Raw genomic sequence first — 14,042 nt, 5'->3', positions numbered from 1 at the left:
CTGCCAGGATGCCGTCGGACCGGCAATGAGGGCAGGTCCTATCTGAAGGCAACCTATGCGGCTCCCCGCCTAGCACGCGGCCGCGCCACCAACGGCAAACATGCCGAGGGATCTGAAGGAGGCAAGATGTCGACCATACGCCGTACGTCGACCATGGCACTGATGCCCAATCACTGTCCACGGCTGGCCGCGTTCCGCTTCGGCCCAGTCTCCTCGGATGCCGTGCGCGATTATGTTGCCAGGGTACGCAAGGTACTGGCGGACGAAGTCACACCGCGCCGATCACGGATCAGCCTGACGATCAATCGCTACGGCGACTTTTTCGGTGCGCATAAATATCCGGTCGGTGGGCAGTTCCAAAAATTCACCGCCAGCGGACAGCTTCCGAGCGCGACTGCTCCTGCTCTGCTCCTCGCGCTCGAACTGCGAACGGGCGTGCTGATGGGGATTCACCGGCCCCAGGCTGGTGGAGCGATTACGTTTGACGTTGCCACTGAGGGTGAAATCTTTCTTGGCATCGGCGGCAAGGACGTCCAATGCTCAGCCCATGAGCCTGTCGTGAGGGATCCGAAGGGCATCATCGCCTCGGTATTCCAAGGCCCTGACAAGCGCACTATTGTGGACTTCGACAGCAGCCCCGAGAACGCCGAGCTTCTGCTTATCGTCATGGGATATCCGAACATGCCAGACGTGGATTTCGAAGAGGCGCTGGTCGACTGTCGCGCCTTCATTTCGGAAATTTGCAGCCCACTGATCGAAGAGTGGCGGGCGTGAGTATCGAAAACGTCTTCCCGTTCCGGACTGCATCCGGTTTCCGCCCATTGAAAGGCCTACACGTCGGCCACTATGGCGCGGTGCTGCGCGATGTCTGCTCCCTACAGTATGCTCGCGAGAGTTGCTCCTTCGTGTTCATTGCGGATCATCACAGCCGTTCCAGTTGGAGCGAACGGAGCGACTTCGTGAATTCACGTAAGCGCTCGACCGAGCTAACCAAGCAGTTAATGGCCGTGGGCGTCGATCCGCACTACAGCGTGATCTATCGCCAGTCCGATGTCCCTGAGCTGTTTGAGTTCATGTGGTTCCTGGCTGGGATCACCTCACATGGTTCGCTGGCGCGCGGTCATGCGCTGAAAGCCGCTGGGAACCCGACAGCGGGCATCTATCTCTATCCGCTGCTCATGATCGCGGACATCCTGTCGCTACGGGCCACCCATGTCATCGTGGGGCGCGATCAGACTATTCACGTCGACCTCGCGCGTGACGTTGCCGAGAAGCTGTGCAAACGCCTGGGTCCCGATTTTCTTCCCATCCCCAATTATCACCGACCCGACCCGCTTCTGTATCGCGGTATCAGGAGTGCCGATGACGGAGGGAAGATGGACAGTGAGGTCGGGAATGATATTCCCCTCTTTGACGATGAAGATGCCGTGCATAATCGCATAAGCCGGATCGCAACCCCGGCAATCCAATGGGGCCAACCGCTTCCGATCGAGGGTTCGAACCTTCTAGCCTATGCCGAAGCTCTTGGCGGGAATGACGTCAGACGCGCTTTCGTTGCCGATTTCGAAGGTGGCCAGATCGGCTTTAAGGACGCCAAGGAGCGCTTGTTCGCCCTCTTCATGGACGTGATGGGTTCCCGTAGGGCCGCCTATGCCAGGATTTCCGACAGGGATGCTGAGGAGGTTCTGCGCCTGGGCGGGCAACGAGCGCGCGAAGCAGTCGCGGGATTAATCGCTGACGTCCGGCATCATGTCGGGGTTTCTATTTGATCTATTCGGGCGGCAAGCGAGCGAAGGCAGAGTAAGCCGATCTCTCCCCAATACCACCGCCAACGGCCAGTTGTGCCTGCCATGGATCAAGGGTTGCCAATTGAGGCTTTGCCAGTGAATGGCTGTATTTGTTTCAAAAACTGCTAAATCCGGAGTGTGGTCGTTAACTATCCGGCTGTGCCAGAGAGCTATTTGACTTCAATTCCCCTTTACCGGCATCCCCCTTAGCGCGGTCCCGCAAAGCGCCGTTCGTAAACAGCCATTTGACGGTCAAATACACAAAGCGTTCGGAAACTCACCCTGGAGACGGCTTCCTGAACAAACTGATTGTCGAACAAAATGCAGGAAAAGTTTGAAGGGTGCCAAGAGTGCAACCTTGACCGGCAGACGGGAACCCGCCAATCTTTCCCACCTATCCATTAACCCATTGATATTTCGCAGGGAAAAATCAAAAGATAAAGTGGGAAAAATCTAGCGTTACCAACAAAGTCAACGTTTTCGTAATCAGTAGGTCCGGGGTTCAAATCCCTGTTGCGGCACCAGTTTTTTTCAAGAGCCCGGCAATTTCTTGCCGGGCTCTTGATCGTTTTGGGATCGCTTCGGGGCCATTGTGCTGTTGTACGGTTCGGTACTGGCCAATCGAGTGCTTGGCGGTTGCCGAAAACAACTGGGGTGCCGCATCCCCCAACACGGCGCCCGTCCCTTATCACCCCGCAATAACCGCCGTTCTCATTCCACCGCGTAGGGCGGCTTGGTGAAACCCGCCGGCGACAGGGTGAAGATCTCCGCCCCGTCCGCTGTCACGCCGATGGAATGCTCGAACTGGGCCGACAGCGACTTGTCCTTGGTTACCGCGGTCCAGCCGTCGCCCAGGATCTTCACGTCCGGACGGCCGGTGTTGATCATCGGCTCGATGGTGAAGATCATCCCTTCCCTCAGGACCAGGCCCTCGCCCGGCTTGCCGTAATGCAGGACCGACGGTGGCTCGTGGAAGACGCGGCCGACGCCGTGGCCGCAGAAATCGCGGACCACCGAAAAACGGTGGGATTCGGCGAAGGTCTGGATGGCATGGCCGATGTCGCCCAGCGTGGCGCCCGGCTTCACCGCGGCGATGCCGATCATCAGCGCGTCATAGGTGACGTCGACCAGCTTGCGCGCCTTCACCCCGACGTCGCCGCACAGATACATGCGGCTGCTGTCGCCATACCAGCCATCGACGATCGGCGTGACGTCGATGTTCAGGATGTCGCCATCGACCAGCCGCTTGTCGCCGGGGATGCCGTGGCAGACGACGTGGTTGACCGAGATGCAGTTGGCGCGCGGGAAGCCGCGATAGCCCAGCGGGGCGGGGATGCCGCCATGGTCGCGGATGAACTGTTCCAGCAGGCGGTCCAATTCGCCGGTGGTGACGCCCGGCTGCACATAGGGGACGATGTAGTCCAGTGCCAGCGCGGCCAGCCGGCCGGCCTTGCGCATGCCTTCGAATCCCTCCGGACCATGAAGGCGGACGCGGTTGGATTCGACGTGATCCTGTTCCAAGACGAGAGCCCCTATGCCAAGTAACCGAAAGGCGGATGCTGAAGCCTGCCGCGGCCTTAAAGCCTGATCGGCAGCGGCCGGTCCAATTCAATCGATTCGGGCGTGATCGCGCAAGACCAACACAGCGCCTCCACCCCCGAATCCAGCGCGCGGCACAATCCGTCATGATAGGCCGGATCGAGATCGGCCGCCGTGCGGAAATGGGAACAATCGCCGCGCTGGACAAGGTAGAGCATGACCGCGCGGCAGCCCTGCGCCACCATCGCCGCCATCTCCTCCAGATGCTTGGCGCCGCGGGCGGTGACGCAGTCCGGAAACTCGGCGGCGTCACCATGGGGGCCGCCGGGGCGGCGGAGATGGACGTTCTTGACCTCGACATAGGCCGGGGGGCGGGCGCCGGGCCTGGCCGAATCGTCCTCCAGCAATACGTCGATGCGGCTGTTGCGGCCATACTTCACCTCGCGCCGCAGCCGGTCGTAGCCGGCCAGTTCCGGGATGGTGCCGGCGGCGATGGCGGCGGCGACCAGCGCGTTGGGATGGCCGGTGTTGACGCCGACCAGCCCCTCGCCCCAGGGGGCGGCGGCCTCCACCAGTTCCAGCGTATAGGCCAGCTTGCGCTTGGGATTGCCGGAGCGCGACAGCCAGACGACGGATCCGGGGAGGTCCAGCCCGATCATGCTGCCGGAATTGGGGACATGCGCCGTCACCTCCACCCCGTCCAGCAGGACGTCGGCGAGAAACCGCTTGTAGCGGCGGATCAGGCGGCCTTGAAGAAGGGGGGTGGGAAAGCGCATCTTGGCGGCGACGCTACCCTTGGCCTTCCCGCTCGACAAGAGCGTTCCGATGGAGATCCCCGCCCGATGACGTCCGAGACCGCAGAAAGCCGGACCGGAGCAAACCCGACCGCCGCCGTGCTGGTGATCGGCAACGAGATCCTGTCGGGCCGCACCAAGGACGCCAATCTGGGCCACATCGCCGAGAAGCTGACGGAGATCGGCGTGCGGTTGCGCGAGGCCCGCGTGGTGCCGGATGTGGAGGAGGAGGTCGTCACCGCGGTCAACGCGCTGCGAGCGCGCTACACCTATGTCTTCACCACCGGCGGCATCGGCCCGACCCACGACGACATCACCGCTGCCTGCGTTGCCAAGGCCTTCGACGTGGCGCTGGAACGCAATCCGGAGGCGGTCGCCCGGCTGGAGCGTCATTACGCCGCCGGCCAGTTGAACGAGGCGCGGCTGCGCATGGCCAATGTCCCGGCCGGCGGCATCCTGATCGACAATCCGATCAGCCAGGCTCCGGGGTTCCAGATCGGCAACGTCTTCGTCATGGCCGGCGTGCCGAACATCATGCGGGCGATGCTGGACGGTGTCCTGCCCCGGCTGGCGGGTGGCCCCACGCTGCATGCCCGCACGGTGGCCTGCGAGTTGGCCGAGGGTGTGATCGCCGCCGATCTGTCAGCCCTGCAGGACCGCCATCCGGGGCTGGAGATCGGCAGCTACCCCTACTTCCGCAGCGGTTCCTTCGGCGTCAGCCTGGTGCTGCGCGGCACCGACGAGGCGGAGGTGACGGCCGTGACCGACGAGTTGGCGGAGATCATCCGCCGTCTGGGTGGCAGCCCGACCGTCACCGTTGGTACAAAAGGCTAGGGGCGGGTATGTCTATGGTTCAGGTGGAGGCCCAAATGGTGCCGGTTCCGCCGGATCGATTGTCGCGGACCGATTCGGTCCTACATTAAAGTCTTGTCATCCGCATAAGGTGTTCCGCGGGAGCCCCGCCATGAAGAGCTTCGAGAAAGCAGCGTTGCTGTTTCTTCTCCGCCATCTGTTCGCCGGAATCGCCGGTGCCGTGGTGCTGGCCACCGGGCTGTTGTGGTTCGACGTCGCCAAGCTGGCAACGTTGATCGGCAACAGCGACTACGGCATCACCGCGACGGTGATGCTGTATGCCGGCCTGATGCTGACCTTCGGCAGCGTGTCGATGGGGATCGGCATCATGACGATGAACGAGGACACCCGTCCGTGACGCCGCAGCTGGTTCGCGGTCAGTTGCCGAACGGTCCGAAGCGGTCATAGGCCCAGACGAGGACGACGATCAGCGCCAGCCAGAGCGCGGCGTTGCGCAGCACGACTCCGCGGTTGCGGCGCAGGGCCGCAGGCACCACCAGGATCGCGACCATCAGCAGCGCCACCAGAGACATCCACTCCGTCTCGCTCATGCCATCTCCTTTCCCTCTCCGACCCTGTCCAGGCCGGCCGGCGGTTGCGCGTCCTTCGATATGGGAATGCCAGCGGCTTTGCGAAGGCCCCTTGACCCGCAGCCCCGCGATTGTCTAAGTCATAACCACGGAACGATGCGTTGCATACCGCTGTATGCAATCTGCGCGGGCAGCGCGGGACCGCTCCGTGGATATTAGCTTTGCCGTTATCATCCAGCCCTTCGGACTGGATGATAACGGCAGGGTCCAGGGCGCGGGCGTGGCGAAACCGGTAGACGCAAGGGACTTAAAATCCCTCGCCGCAAGGTATGCGGGTTCGAGTCCCGCCGCCCGCACCATCTTGAAAAGAAACGTATTTCCCCGTTCGTAGCGGGACGGTTACGGCCCATGCCCGGCCTGCTGCGTGGCTCCGGCGAGAGAGGCCTCAATTATTCCCGACGGGTCCGCAACTGCGCCGGTGGGCCAGCAGGCAGTCCTCGATCTTCGATTGTTGCATCAAGGCCCCCATCAACCAATAGCCCAGGACGAGCACGATCAGGATGGCGATGGCCGCGCCGAAATTCGCGGCCATGCGGGTCCGGTCGTTGTCTGGCGGAGGAGGCTCGGGCATTGGGCGCCGGCCCTCAGCCCTTGCCGGGCTTGCGTTTCGTCCGTCCATTGGCGGCCTCCCCCTCCTTGCGTTGCAGGAACAGGCGCCCGGCCTGCATCGCCGCCGCACGGCTGATGTAATTGCCGCACTCGAACCGCTGGCCGTCGAACGTCACGGCGAGGGTGAAGGTCTGCGGTCCGGCGTCGTCGATGAGGATCGAAGAGGAGGTCGAGGAGGGCACGGGCTTCATTCGACAGTCTCTGCATCTGCCTGTGGCAGACGGAGTCATACGTCGGTTGCTGACCGCAGACCAGTGGCATCGGCGAGCCGCCGTTCGGTCAGCGCTCCACCGGACCGCCGGCTTTCACCCACGCGGCAAAGCCGCCGCTCAGACGGTTGATGGTGCCGGTGTGGCCGGCGGCCATCATGCGCTCGGCAGCCGGGCCGCAACGCATGCCGCCCTGGCAATGGAAGATCAGATGCTTGCCCGCTTCGGTCGGGACGCGCGACGGGTCGAACCGTGACAGCGGGTTCAGGATGGCGCCGGGGATGTGGCCGGCGGCGTGCTCATGCGGTTCGCGGACATCGACGATCACCGCCTCGCCCTTGGCCTGCCAGCCGATCGCGGTCGTCGGATCGATCCGGTCGATGCGGCCGGCGCCGCTTTGCCCATCGGCCCTCTGGCCGTCCGACGGAGCGGCAGGGATCAGGCGGCGGAATAGCGAACACAGGGTCATGGTCTGTGGTCCTGCATAGGGGAAAGCGGGAGGGGGTGTTGACAATAAATTAGATTATCCTAATTTAAAGTCAATGACCGACGGGCTTGCCGACGCGGGACCGGGTCGGCCGGCACCAATCGAAGACAGGAGACGACCATGCACAAGAACTGGCCGCAGATGACCGGCGAACTGTCCGGCGCCATTCGCGAGCTGCGCGGCGGCGCTCCGGATGTCATGAAGGCTTTTTCGGGGATGGCCCAGGCTGCACTGAAGGCCAATGCGCTCGACACCAAGACCAAGGAACTGATCGCGCTGGCCATCGCCGTGGCGATCCGTTGCGACGGCTGTGTCGCCTTCCATGCCGAAGCGGCGCTGAAACAGGGGGCAACCCGCGACGAGGTGATGGAGACGATGGGGATGGCGGTCTATTTGGGCGCCGGACCGTCGGTGATGTATGCAGCCCAGGCGGTCGAAGCATTCGACCAGTTCGCCGAAAAGGCGGCCGGCTGACCTGACCCCCGGTCCGCCGGTAGAAGGCGATCGACCGGTAAAAGCGATCCCATGAAGAGGGAAGGTGGTGCGGGCGGTCGGACTCGAACCGACACTCCTTGCGGAACCGGATTTTGAGTCCGGCGCGTCTACCAATTTCACCACGCCCGCAGCGACGCCTCTTCTAACGCAACAGTCCGGAAACGGAAAGGGCAAAAGATCGGGGCGTCGGAACATCTCCGTTCGGCCGCCTGCGGCCCCGGCTCCGGTTCCGGGGTCAACCTCTGCCCCGACCCCGGATGACGCCGCTGCGGCGCCGCTTATTCCCCGATGCCGCCATGGCCCCTGTCATGCCGTCGCAGGAATGGCTTGGGCGTTGCGGACGACTGGCCGAACGGCTTCGCACGCGCTACCTTGTCGGCCATGACGACCAAGCCCCTCCTCGCCCGCATCTTCGACGAGCCCCGAATCGCCGCCCTGCTTCTGGCGCTGGCCAGCGCCGGGGTGCTGCTGTCGGCCCTGTTCTTCCAGTTCGTGCTGAATTACCAGCCCTGTGTGCTGTGCATCATGCAACGCTGGCCCTATGTGGCGGTGATGGTGCTGGGGCTGGTGACCTGGCTGTTCCGCCGCTGGAAGGGGCTGGGCGACGCCCTGCTGGTGGTCAGCGGGCTGGCCCTGCTGGCCGGTGCCGGCATCGCCGCCTACCATGTCGGGGTGGAGCAGCATTGGTGGGAGGGCACCTCGTCCTGTGGCGGGTCGGCGGCGGCCAATTCGCTGGAGGCTCTGCGCGCCCAGGTTCTGGCCGCCCCGGTCACCCGCTGCGACGAGGTGGCGTGGTCGTTGTTCGGGATTTCGATGGCGGGCTACAATGTGGCGATCTCGCTGGCGCTGGCGGCCTACGCCTTCGTCGCCGCACGCATCGCCTATACCCGCACCCCGGTGTCGAGGACCGCATTGTGAGTGAAACGACGTCTCCCGCCGCTGTCACCCGCCCCGATACGAGCCCCAATTCGAGCCCCCATTCGAGCCGTGGTGCGCTGCCGGGGTCTCTGCCCGGCGACCTGCCGCGGCGCGACCGGATGGCGCGCATCGTCCGTGTCGACCATGCCGGCGAATATGGTGCCAAGCGCATCTATGAGGGCCAGATCGCCGTCATGGGCAAGGGCCGCCATGGCAAGACCCTGCGCCACATGGCGGAACAGGAGCTGGTCCATCTCGAATATTTCGAAAAGCAGCTGAACCGCCGCCGTGTGCGGCCGACGCTGCTGCAGCCGCTGTGGCACGTCACCGGCTTCCTGCTGGGCGCCGGCACCGCGGTGCTGGGCGAACGGGCGGCGATGGCCTGCACCGTGGCGGTGGAAGAGGTGATCGAGGAGCATTACGAGTCGCAGCTGAAGCATCTCGGCCCCGAGGAGCAGGAGCTGTCCGACAGCATCCGCAAGTTCCAGGCGGAAGAGGTCGAGCACCGCGACATCGGATTGCAGAACGAGGCGGAGCGCGCGGCGGGCTATCCGCTGCTGTCGGCGGCGATCAAGGCCGGCACCCGGGCGGTGATCTGGGTGGCCGAGAGGGTGTAGGGGGGCGAAGTGCCCCCCACCGAACCCGCTGCATCCACAACCAGCAGCGGCCCTGCAACGGCCCTACATCGGGTCCAGTTCCGAATCCCAATAAAGAAAATCCCGCCAACTTTCATGGAGGAAGTTTGGCGGGAAGGCGCGTCCGTTCTCTTGCAGCTCGTAGGCACTGGGCTGGAAGGGTGGACTGAGAGGGATCATGCCGCAGACGTGGGGAAGGCGGTCGCCCTTCGCCAGATTGCAGGCCGAACAGGATGTGATGACGTTTTCCCACGTCGTCCGACCGCCGCGGGAGCGCGGAATCACATGGTCGAAGGTCAGGTCGTGGGTGGGGAAGGGGCGGCCGCAATACTGGCAGGTGAAGCGGTCGCGCAGGAAGACGTTGAAGCGGGTGAAGGCCGGGCGGCGCGTGGCCGGGATGAACTCTTTCAGCGAGATGACGCTGGGTAACCGGACTTCGAAACTGGGGGATCGGACGACCCGGTCATAGTGCGATACGATGTTGACCCGTTCGAGAAAAACCGCCTTGACCGCTTCCTGCCAGGACCATAGCGACAAGGGGAAGTAACTGAGCGGGCGGAAATCCGCGTTCAGCACCAGAGCCGGACAGTGATCGGGTGGTGGAGCCAATGGCCACTCCCTTGTCTGTAACCGTTGTCTGGATCCCGGCACGCGACACTGCTGCGGCTTCGTGCGCGGGGGTCGTGTCAGCTGCGCCCCGGCGGAAAATCGCCCTCCGGGACAACCAGATACATAGTGGATTGAGCGCCCGGACTCAATATGTTGACCCGGTGCGCCCGAATTTCTTCACCGTTGTGTAACCTTTTTCGCGCTGTGGCCATCGCCCGCCAGCGTTTGAGCGGGAGGGGCGCGGTCAACCTCCACGGAGGCATCGCCATGCCGGCACCACGCGCTGGGGCTGTGACATCGGCGGAAAGACCAGAACCTCGCCTTGCGCGCTTACCCCTCGTTAACCATGACGGCGCCATGGTGGGCCTCGTTGATCCAAGCAGACCCCGCCGGCCGCGCCGGCCGGACGCGACCCTGAGGATAGCCCGCCATGACCGCCGTCATCATCGATCTCGCCCAGAAGCGCCGTGAACGCGAGGAGCGTGAGCGCCAGATCCGCATCGACGCTTTCGACCGCGAGCTGCGCCGCCGGCTGGCGCTGTATCTGGAAGGCGAGGACATCCCGGTCGAGCCGATCCGCGACAATCCCTACATCTGACATCTGCCCCTACATCTGACATCTGCCCGTCACATCCCGCGCCCGGTCCGGCGCGCGATCCGCTATAAAGCGGGGATGAGCGATCTCGTCACCCGCTTTGCCCCCAGCCCCACCGGGCATCTGCATCTGGGACATGCCCATTCCGCGCTGTTCGGCTGGACTGCTGCCCGCAGCGCTGGCGGTCGTTTCCTGCTGCGGATCGAGGACATCGACCCCAACCGCTGCCGCCCGGAGCATGAGCGCGACCTGATCGAGGATCTGGCGTGGCTCGGCCTCGACTGGGACGGCCCGATCCGCCGCCAATCCGATCATTTCGACGATTTCCGCACCGCGCTGGCCCGGCTCGAGTCGCTTGGCGTGCTCTATCCCTGTTTCTGCACCCGCAAGGACATCGCCGCCGAGATCGCCCGGGCCGGTGCGGCGCCGCATGGGCCTGACGGACCGCTCTATCCCGGCACCTGCCGCCACCGGTCGCTAGAGGAACGCGGCGAGCGGATCGGGCGCGGCGACGCCCAAGGTAACAGTTGGGCGTTGCGACTCGATGTGGAGGCCGCCCGGCGGCTGACCGGACCGCTGCGCTGGCACGACCGGGGGCAGGGCTGGCAGACCGCGGCGCCGGAGCTGCTGGGCGACGTGGTGTTGGCGCGCAAGGACACGCCGACCAGCTATCATCTCAGCGTCACCGTCGACGACCATCTGCAGGGCGTGACACTGGTCACCCGCGGCGAGGATCTGTTCTTCGCCACCCATCTGCACCGGCTGCTGCAGGCGCTGCTGGGCTACGATCCGCCGGATTACCACCATCACGGCCTGCTGCGGAACGCGGCAGGCGAGCGGCTGGCCAAGCGCGACCGCGCCCAGTCGCTGCGCTCGCTCCGCGACGAGGGCCGCAGCCCGGCCGAGGTTCGGGCGCTGGCCGGGTTTCCGGGATAGGACGTTTCCTGGCGAGGCCGGCGGAGCTACAGCGGCCGCCGGGCCTTCAGCGCCGCGGTCAGCGTGCCGTCGTCGAGATAGTCTAACTCGCCGCCGACCGGCACGCCGTGGGCGAGGCGGGAGACCGACACGTCGGAGTCGGTCAGGCGGTCGGTCACCACATGGGCGGTGGTCTGGCCGTCGACGGTGGCGTTCAACGCCAGGATGATCTCGCGCACCGCCGGGTCCTTGGCGCGTTCGGCGAGGCCGGCGATGTTCAGGTCGTCGGGACCGACGCCCTGGAGAGCGGACAGCAGGCCGCCCAGCACATGGTAGGTGCCGCGGAAGGCGCGGGTGCGTTCCAACGCCCACAGATCGCCGGCATCCTCCACCACGCAGATGACCGAGCGGTCGCGGGTGGGGTCGGAGCAGACGGTGCAGGGGTCGCGACTGTCGAGATTGCCGCAGACGGAGCAGGCGCGGATCGATTCGCCGGCCGCCGCCATCGCTTCCGACAGGGGCACCAGCAGGCTGTCCCGCCGCTTCATCAGATGCAGCGCCGCCCGCCGCGCCGACCGGGGGCCGAGCCCCGGCAGCTTGGACAGCAACTGGATCAGGCGTTCGATTTCAGGTCCGATCATCGATGTGCAAATCCGCCTCTCCCCTCCGGAGAGAGGGGATTCTCACAAAAGACTGTAGATCAGAACGGCAGCTTGATGCCCGGCGGCAGCTTCAGGCCGCCCATCATCTTCGAGGTTTCCTCGGCGACGTGCTGCTCGACCTTGCGCTTGGCGTCGTTGAAGGCGGCGACGATCAGGTCCTCCAGAACCTCGACGTCCTCGGGATCGACGACGGACTTGTCGAGCTTGACCTTCTTCATCTCGCTCTTGCCGTTGACGGTCACGACGACCATGCCGGCGGCGCTCTGGCCGGTCATTTCGACCTGCTCCAGGCTCGCCTGCATTTCCTGCATCTTGGCCTGCATCTGCTGGGCCTGCTTCATCATGTTGCCGATATTCTTCATCGGTCAGTACTCTCCTTCGTCGTCGAGGGGGTAATAGACCCCATCGTCCTGCTGCTGAACCATGAAATCGGGTGTCTCGCCGTCATCCGCAACCGCCGCACTCTCCGCCGCGGCAACTTCGGCGAGGTCGCGGACGTCGATGATCTTGGCGCCGCTGAAGGCGTCGAGCACGGCGCGCACCACCGGGTTGACCTCCGCCTCGGCCCAGGCGCGGCGCTTTTCGGCCTTGTCCTGGTCGGCCAGCGTCGGCTGGGCCGCGCCTTCGGACAGGGCGACGATCCAGCGCTGGCCGGTCCATTCGGTCAGGAACTGCCCGACCTTGGCCGGCAGCGTCGGCGGGGCGGCGGGGCGGAGCTTCAGCTCCAGCCGGCCCGGCTCCATGCGGACCAGCTGCACCGTCTCCATCAGATAGCCGTAGAGCGCGCCCTCGCGCCGGTCGGAGAACAGCTGCACCAGCGCACGGAAGTCGTGCGGCATCGGCGACAGCTCCTCTCCGGCCGCACTGGGGGCCGGAGTGGCCATGGGGGTGGGGGCCGCCTGAGCCACGGGAGCGCTCTGCGGCTGGGCGGAGCCGATGGAACGGGCGACGGCGTGGGTCGCCATGGAGGATGGCTGAGTGGTGACGGCGACCGGTCCACCGCCGCCGGGGCCGCGGCCCATCGGGGTGCCCCCTCCACCGTTGGCTCCGCCATTCGCCTGCTGGGCCTGGAACTGGCGGATCAGCTCTCCCGGAGTCGGCAGGTCGGCGGCGTAGGACAGGCGGACGATCACCATCTCCAGCGCCTGCTGCGGCACCGGGGCGGCCTGCACCTCGTTCAGCCCCTTCAGCAGAAGCTGCCAGGCGCGGGTCAGCGCCGGCATGCCGAGCTTGGAGGACAGGCTGGCGCCGCGCGTGCGCTCGGCCTCCGGCAGGGAGGGATCGTTGGCGCTGTCCGGCACCACCTTCAGGCGGGTCAGGTTGTGAACGAGGTCGAGCAGGTCCTGGAGGATCACCACCGGATCGGCGCCGACGCGGTGCAGGTCGGACAGGATGTCCATCGCCTCGGCCGGCTTGGCGGAGACGGCGGCCTCGAACAGGTCGATGACGCGGGTGCGGTCGGCCAGACCCAGCATGTCGCGCACCTGCTGGGCGGTGACGGTGCCGGCGGCCAGCGCGATGGCCTGATCGAGCAGCGACAGCCCGTCGCGCACCGATCCGTCGGCGGCGCGCGCGATCAGCGAGGCGGCGTCGCCCTCGATCTCGGCGCCTTCCAGGGCGGTGACGCGGGTGAAATGCTCCTTCAGCACCTGGGCGTCGACGCGGCGCAGGTCGAAGCGCTGGCAGCGCGACAGCACCGTCACCGGCACCTTGCGGATCTCGGTGGTGGCGAAGACGAACTTCACATGGCTCGGCGGTTCCTCCAGCGTCTTCAGCAGCGCGTTGAACGCGCTCTTCGACAGCATGTGGACCTCGTCGATGATGTAGAGCTTGTAGCGCGCCGAAACGGGCGAGTAGCGCACGCCGTCGATGATCTCGCGGATGTCGTCGACGCCGGTGTGGCTGGCGGCGTCCATCTCCATCACGTCGACGTGACGATCCTCGGCGATGGCGCGGCAATTGTCGCAGACGCCGCAGGGGCTGACCGTCGGCCCGCCGGTGCCGTCCGGACCGGTGCAGTTCAGCGCGCGGGCGATGATGCGGGCGGTGGTGGTCTTGCCGACGCCGCGGACGCCGGTCAGCATGAAGGCCTGGGCGATGCGGCCGGACTGGATGGCGTTGGTCAGGGTGCGGACCAGCGCGTCCTGTCCGATCAGCTCGTCGAAGGTCTTCGGCCGGTATTTGCGCGCCAGCACCCGGTAAGCCTGCCCGGTGGCGGGAGCGGAGGCGGCGGTGATTTCGGCTGTGGTATCGGTCACGCGGCTGGCCTGTCGAAACGACGGGAGGGGAATTTCGGGCCGCAGGATAGCGTCCCGGCACCGCGCTGTCGCCGTCTGTTTCGTGCTG

19 protein-coding genes and 2 tRNA genes are annotated in these 14,042 nt (G+C 65.3%); 10 read left to right on the top strand and 11 right to left on the bottom strand.

Annotated features, from left to right (window positions below):
* Together I71_RS00435 and I71_RS00430 are read left to right on the top strand one after the other, a co-directional pair.
* Positions 1-774 (top strand): hypothetical protein (locus I71_RS00435; protein ID WP_211098349.1); only part of this gene is annotated, 774 nt, incomplete at its 5' end.
* The gene (locus I71_RS00430; protein ID WP_159107327.1) at positions 771-1,769 is read left to right on the top strand and encodes a hypothetical protein; all 999 of its coding nucleotides are present in this window, start codon (positions 771-773) and stop codon (positions 1,767-1,769) included. The genes I71_RS00435 and I71_RS00430, both read left to right, overlap by 4 nt.
* A 729-nt stretch (positions 1,770-2,498) precedes the next feature.
* Here I71_RS00430 and map read toward each other — a convergent pair.
* Both map and sfsA read right to left on the bottom strand, forming a co-directional pair.
* Positions 2,499-3,308, bottom strand: a complete 810-nt coding sequence (gene map, locus I71_RS00425) for a type I methionyl aminopeptidase (RefSeq protein ID WP_042688616.1) — start codon at positions 3,306-3,308, stop codon at positions 2,499-2,501.
* Positions 3,309-3,364: 56 nt separating this feature from the next.
* Entirely contained in the window at positions 3,365-4,102 is a 738-nt protein-coding gene (gene sfsA / locus I71_RS00420) for a DNA/RNA nuclease SfsA (protein WP_042688622.1), read from the bottom strand.
* A gap of 66 nt (positions 4,103-4,168) precedes the next feature.
* Between sfsA and I71_RS00415 the strand changes: the two genes are divergently transcribed.
* Both I71_RS00415 and I71_RS00410 read left to right on the top strand, forming a co-directional pair.
* A complete protein-coding gene (locus I71_RS00415; RefSeq protein ID WP_042688615.1) occupies positions 4,169-4,954 on the top strand; it encodes a molybdopterin-binding protein in 786 nt (261 codons plus the stop codon).
* Positions 4,955-5,084: 130 nt separating this feature from the next.
* Complete coding sequence (locus I71_RS00410; protein ID WP_042688614.1) at positions 5,085-5,330, top strand: hypothetical protein; 246 nt, start codon at positions 5,085-5,087, stop codon at positions 5,328-5,330.
* A gap of 19 nt (positions 5,331-5,349) precedes the next feature.
* Here the strand turns inward: I71_RS00410 and I71_RS38665 are convergent, their stop codons facing one another.
* On the bottom strand, positions 5,350-5,523 hold the full coding sequence (locus I71_RS38665; protein ID WP_199902069.1) for a hypothetical protein: 174 nt from the start codon (positions 5,521-5,523) through the stop codon (positions 5,350-5,352).
* Positions 5,524-5,776: 253 nt separating this feature from the next.
* On the opposite strand from I71_RS38665, the gene I71_RS00405 reads away from it, so the two are divergent.
* Positions 5,777-5,861: transfer RNA gene (locus tag I71_RS00405), tRNA-Leu, on the top strand.
* An 86-nt stretch (positions 5,862-5,947) separates the two neighbouring features.
* On the opposite strand, the gene I71_RS38060 is transcribed toward I71_RS00405, so the two are convergent.
* From I71_RS38060 to I71_RS00395, 3 genes are all read right to left on the bottom strand, one after another.
* The gene (locus I71_RS38060; RefSeq protein WP_159107326.1) at positions 5,948-6,094 is read right to left on the bottom strand and encodes a hypothetical protein; all 147 of its coding nucleotides are present in this window, start codon (positions 6,092-6,094) and stop codon (positions 5,948-5,950) included.
* Positions 6,095-6,146: 52 nt separating this feature from the next.
* Positions 6,147-6,362, bottom strand: a complete 216-nt coding sequence (locus I71_RS00400) for a hypothetical protein (protein WP_042688613.1) — start codon at positions 6,360-6,362, stop codon at positions 6,147-6,149.
* An 88-nt stretch (positions 6,363-6,450) separates the two neighbouring features.
* On the bottom strand, positions 6,451-6,849 hold the full coding sequence (locus I71_RS00395; protein ID WP_049975828.1) for a rhodanese-like domain-containing protein: 399 nt from the start codon (positions 6,847-6,849) through the stop codon (positions 6,451-6,453).
* A gap of 138 nt (positions 6,850-6,987) precedes the next feature.
* Here I71_RS00395 and I71_RS00390 point away from each other — a divergent pair, with 138 nt between their 5' ends.
* Complete coding sequence (locus I71_RS00390; protein ID WP_042688612.1) at positions 6,988-7,341, top strand: carboxymuconolactone decarboxylase family protein; 354 nt, start codon at positions 6,988-6,990, stop codon at positions 7,339-7,341.
* Positions 7,342-7,406: 65 nt separating this feature from the next.
* Here the strand turns inward: I71_RS00390 and I71_RS00385 are convergent.
* Positions 7,407-7,491, bottom strand: a tRNA-Leu gene (locus I71_RS00385).
* A 198-nt stretch (positions 7,492-7,689) separates the two neighbouring features.
* Here I71_RS00385 and I71_RS00380 point away from each other — a divergent pair.
* Both I71_RS00380 and I71_RS00375 read left to right on the top strand, forming a co-directional pair.
* A complete protein-coding gene (locus tag I71_RS00380) occupies positions 7,690-8,280 on the top strand; it encodes a disulfide bond formation protein B (protein WP_244433527.1) in 591 nt (196 codons plus the stop codon).
* Positions 8,277-8,897 (top strand): demethoxyubiquinone hydroxylase family protein, encoded by a 621-nt coding sequence (locus tag I71_RS00375; RefSeq protein WP_375731152.1) that lies wholly within the window; start codon positions 8,277-8,279, stop codon positions 8,895-8,897. Before I71_RS00380 ends, I71_RS00375 begins: the two co-directional genes overlap by 4 nt.
* A 63-nt stretch (positions 8,898-8,960) precedes the next feature.
* Here the strand turns inward: I71_RS00375 and I71_RS00370 are convergent, their stop codons facing one another.
* The gene (locus I71_RS00370; protein WP_042688610.1) at positions 8,961-9,524 is read right to left on the bottom strand and encodes an HNH endonuclease; all 564 of its coding nucleotides are present in this window, start codon (positions 9,522-9,524) and stop codon (positions 8,961-8,963) included.
* A 430-nt stretch (positions 9,525-9,954) separates the two neighbouring features.
* Between I71_RS00370 and I71_RS38660 the strand changes: the two genes are divergently transcribed.
* Both I71_RS38660 and gluQRS read left to right on the top strand, forming a co-directional pair.
* Complete coding sequence (locus I71_RS38660) at positions 9,955-10,122, top strand: hypothetical protein (RefSeq protein ID WP_199902068.1); 168 nt, start codon at positions 9,955-9,957, stop codon at positions 10,120-10,122.
* A 75-nt stretch (positions 10,123-10,197) separates the two neighbouring features.
* The gene (gene gluQRS / locus I71_RS00365) at positions 10,198-11,055 is read left to right on the top strand and encodes a tRNA glutamyl-Q(34) synthetase GluQRS (RefSeq protein ID WP_042688609.1); all 858 of its coding nucleotides are present in this window, start codon (positions 10,198-10,200) and stop codon (positions 11,053-11,055) included.
* Between the two features lie 26 nt (positions 11,056-11,081).
* Here the strand turns inward: gluQRS and recR are convergent, their stop codons facing one another.
* The 3 genes from recR to I71_RS00350 are packed head-to-tail and all read right to left on the bottom strand — an operon-like array spanning position 11,082 to position 13,954.
* On the bottom strand, positions 11,082-11,675 hold the full coding sequence (recR, locus tag I71_RS00360) for a recombination mediator RecR (protein WP_042688608.1): 594 nt from the start codon (positions 11,673-11,675) through the stop codon (positions 11,082-11,084).
* Between the two features lie 59 nt (positions 11,676-11,734).
* Positions 11,735-12,058: a YbaB/EbfC family nucleoid-associated protein gene (locus tag I71_RS00355; RefSeq protein WP_012975075.1), complete on the bottom strand. Its 324-nt coding sequence runs from the start codon at positions 12,056-12,058 to the stop codon at positions 11,735-11,737.
* 3 nt (positions 12,059-12,061) lie between these two features.
* Positions 12,062-13,954, bottom strand: coding sequence for a DNA polymerase III subunit gamma/tau (locus I71_RS00350; RefSeq protein WP_049975827.1), 1,893 nt, complete (start codon positions 13,952-13,954; stop codon positions 12,062-12,064).
* Between the last annotated feature and the right edge of the window lie 88 nt (positions 13,955-14,042).

This window comes from Azospirillum sp. B506 (assembly GCF_000333595.1).
Classification (GTDB): domain Bacteria; phylum Pseudomonadota; class Alphaproteobacteria; order Azospirillales; family Azospirillaceae; genus Azospirillum.
The sequence above is the reverse complement of the archived record's forward strand: the minus strand, read 5'-3'. Positions and strand labels throughout refer to the sequence as shown.

Bases quoted from the DNA above. Each gene is read 5' to 3' on its own strand.
- sfsA (WP_042688622.1), bottom strand. From the start codon at position 4,102: ATGCGCTTTCCCACCCCCCTTCTTCAAGGCCGCCTGATCCGCCGCTAC.
- I71_RS00415 (WP_042688615.1), top strand. From the start codon at position 4,169: ATGACGTCCGAGACCGCAGAAAGCCGGACCGGAGCAAACCCGACCGCC.
- I71_RS00410 (WP_042688614.1), top strand. From the start codon at position 5,085: ATGAAGAGCTTCGAGAAAGCAGCGTTGCTGTTTCTTCTCCGCCATCTG.
- I71_RS38665 (WP_199902069.1), bottom strand. From the start codon at position 5,523: ATGAGCGAGACGGAGTGGATGTCTCTGGTGGCGCTGCTGATGGTCGCG.
- I71_RS38060 (WP_159107326.1), bottom strand. From the start codon at position 6,094: ATGGCCGCGAATTTCGGCGCGGCCATCGCCATCCTGATCGTGCTCGTC.
- I71_RS00400 (WP_042688613.1), bottom strand. From the start codon at position 6,362: ATGAAGCCCGTGCCCTCCTCGACCTCCTCTTCGATCCTCATCGACGAC.
- I71_RS00395 (WP_049975828.1), bottom strand. From the start codon at position 6,849: ATGACCCTGTGTTCGCTATTCCGCCGCCTGATCCCTGCCGCTCCGTCG.
- I71_RS00390 (WP_042688612.1), top strand. From the start codon at position 6,988: ATGCACAAGAACTGGCCGCAGATGACCGGCGAACTGTCCGGCGCCATT.
- I71_RS38660 (WP_199902068.1), top strand. From the start codon at position 9,955: ATGACCGCCGTCATCATCGATCTCGCCCAGAAGCGCCGTGAACGCGAG.
- gluQRS (WP_042688609.1), top strand. From the start codon at position 10,198: ATGAGCGATCTCGTCACCCGCTTTGCCCCCAGCCCCACCGGGCATCTG.
- recR (WP_042688608.1), bottom strand. From the start codon at position 11,675: ATGATCGGACCTGAAATCGAACGCCTGATCCAGTTGCTGTCCAAGCTG.
- I71_RS00355 (WP_012975075.1), bottom strand. From the start codon at position 12,058: ATGAAGAATATCGGCAACATGATGAAGCAGGCCCAGCAGATGCAGGCC.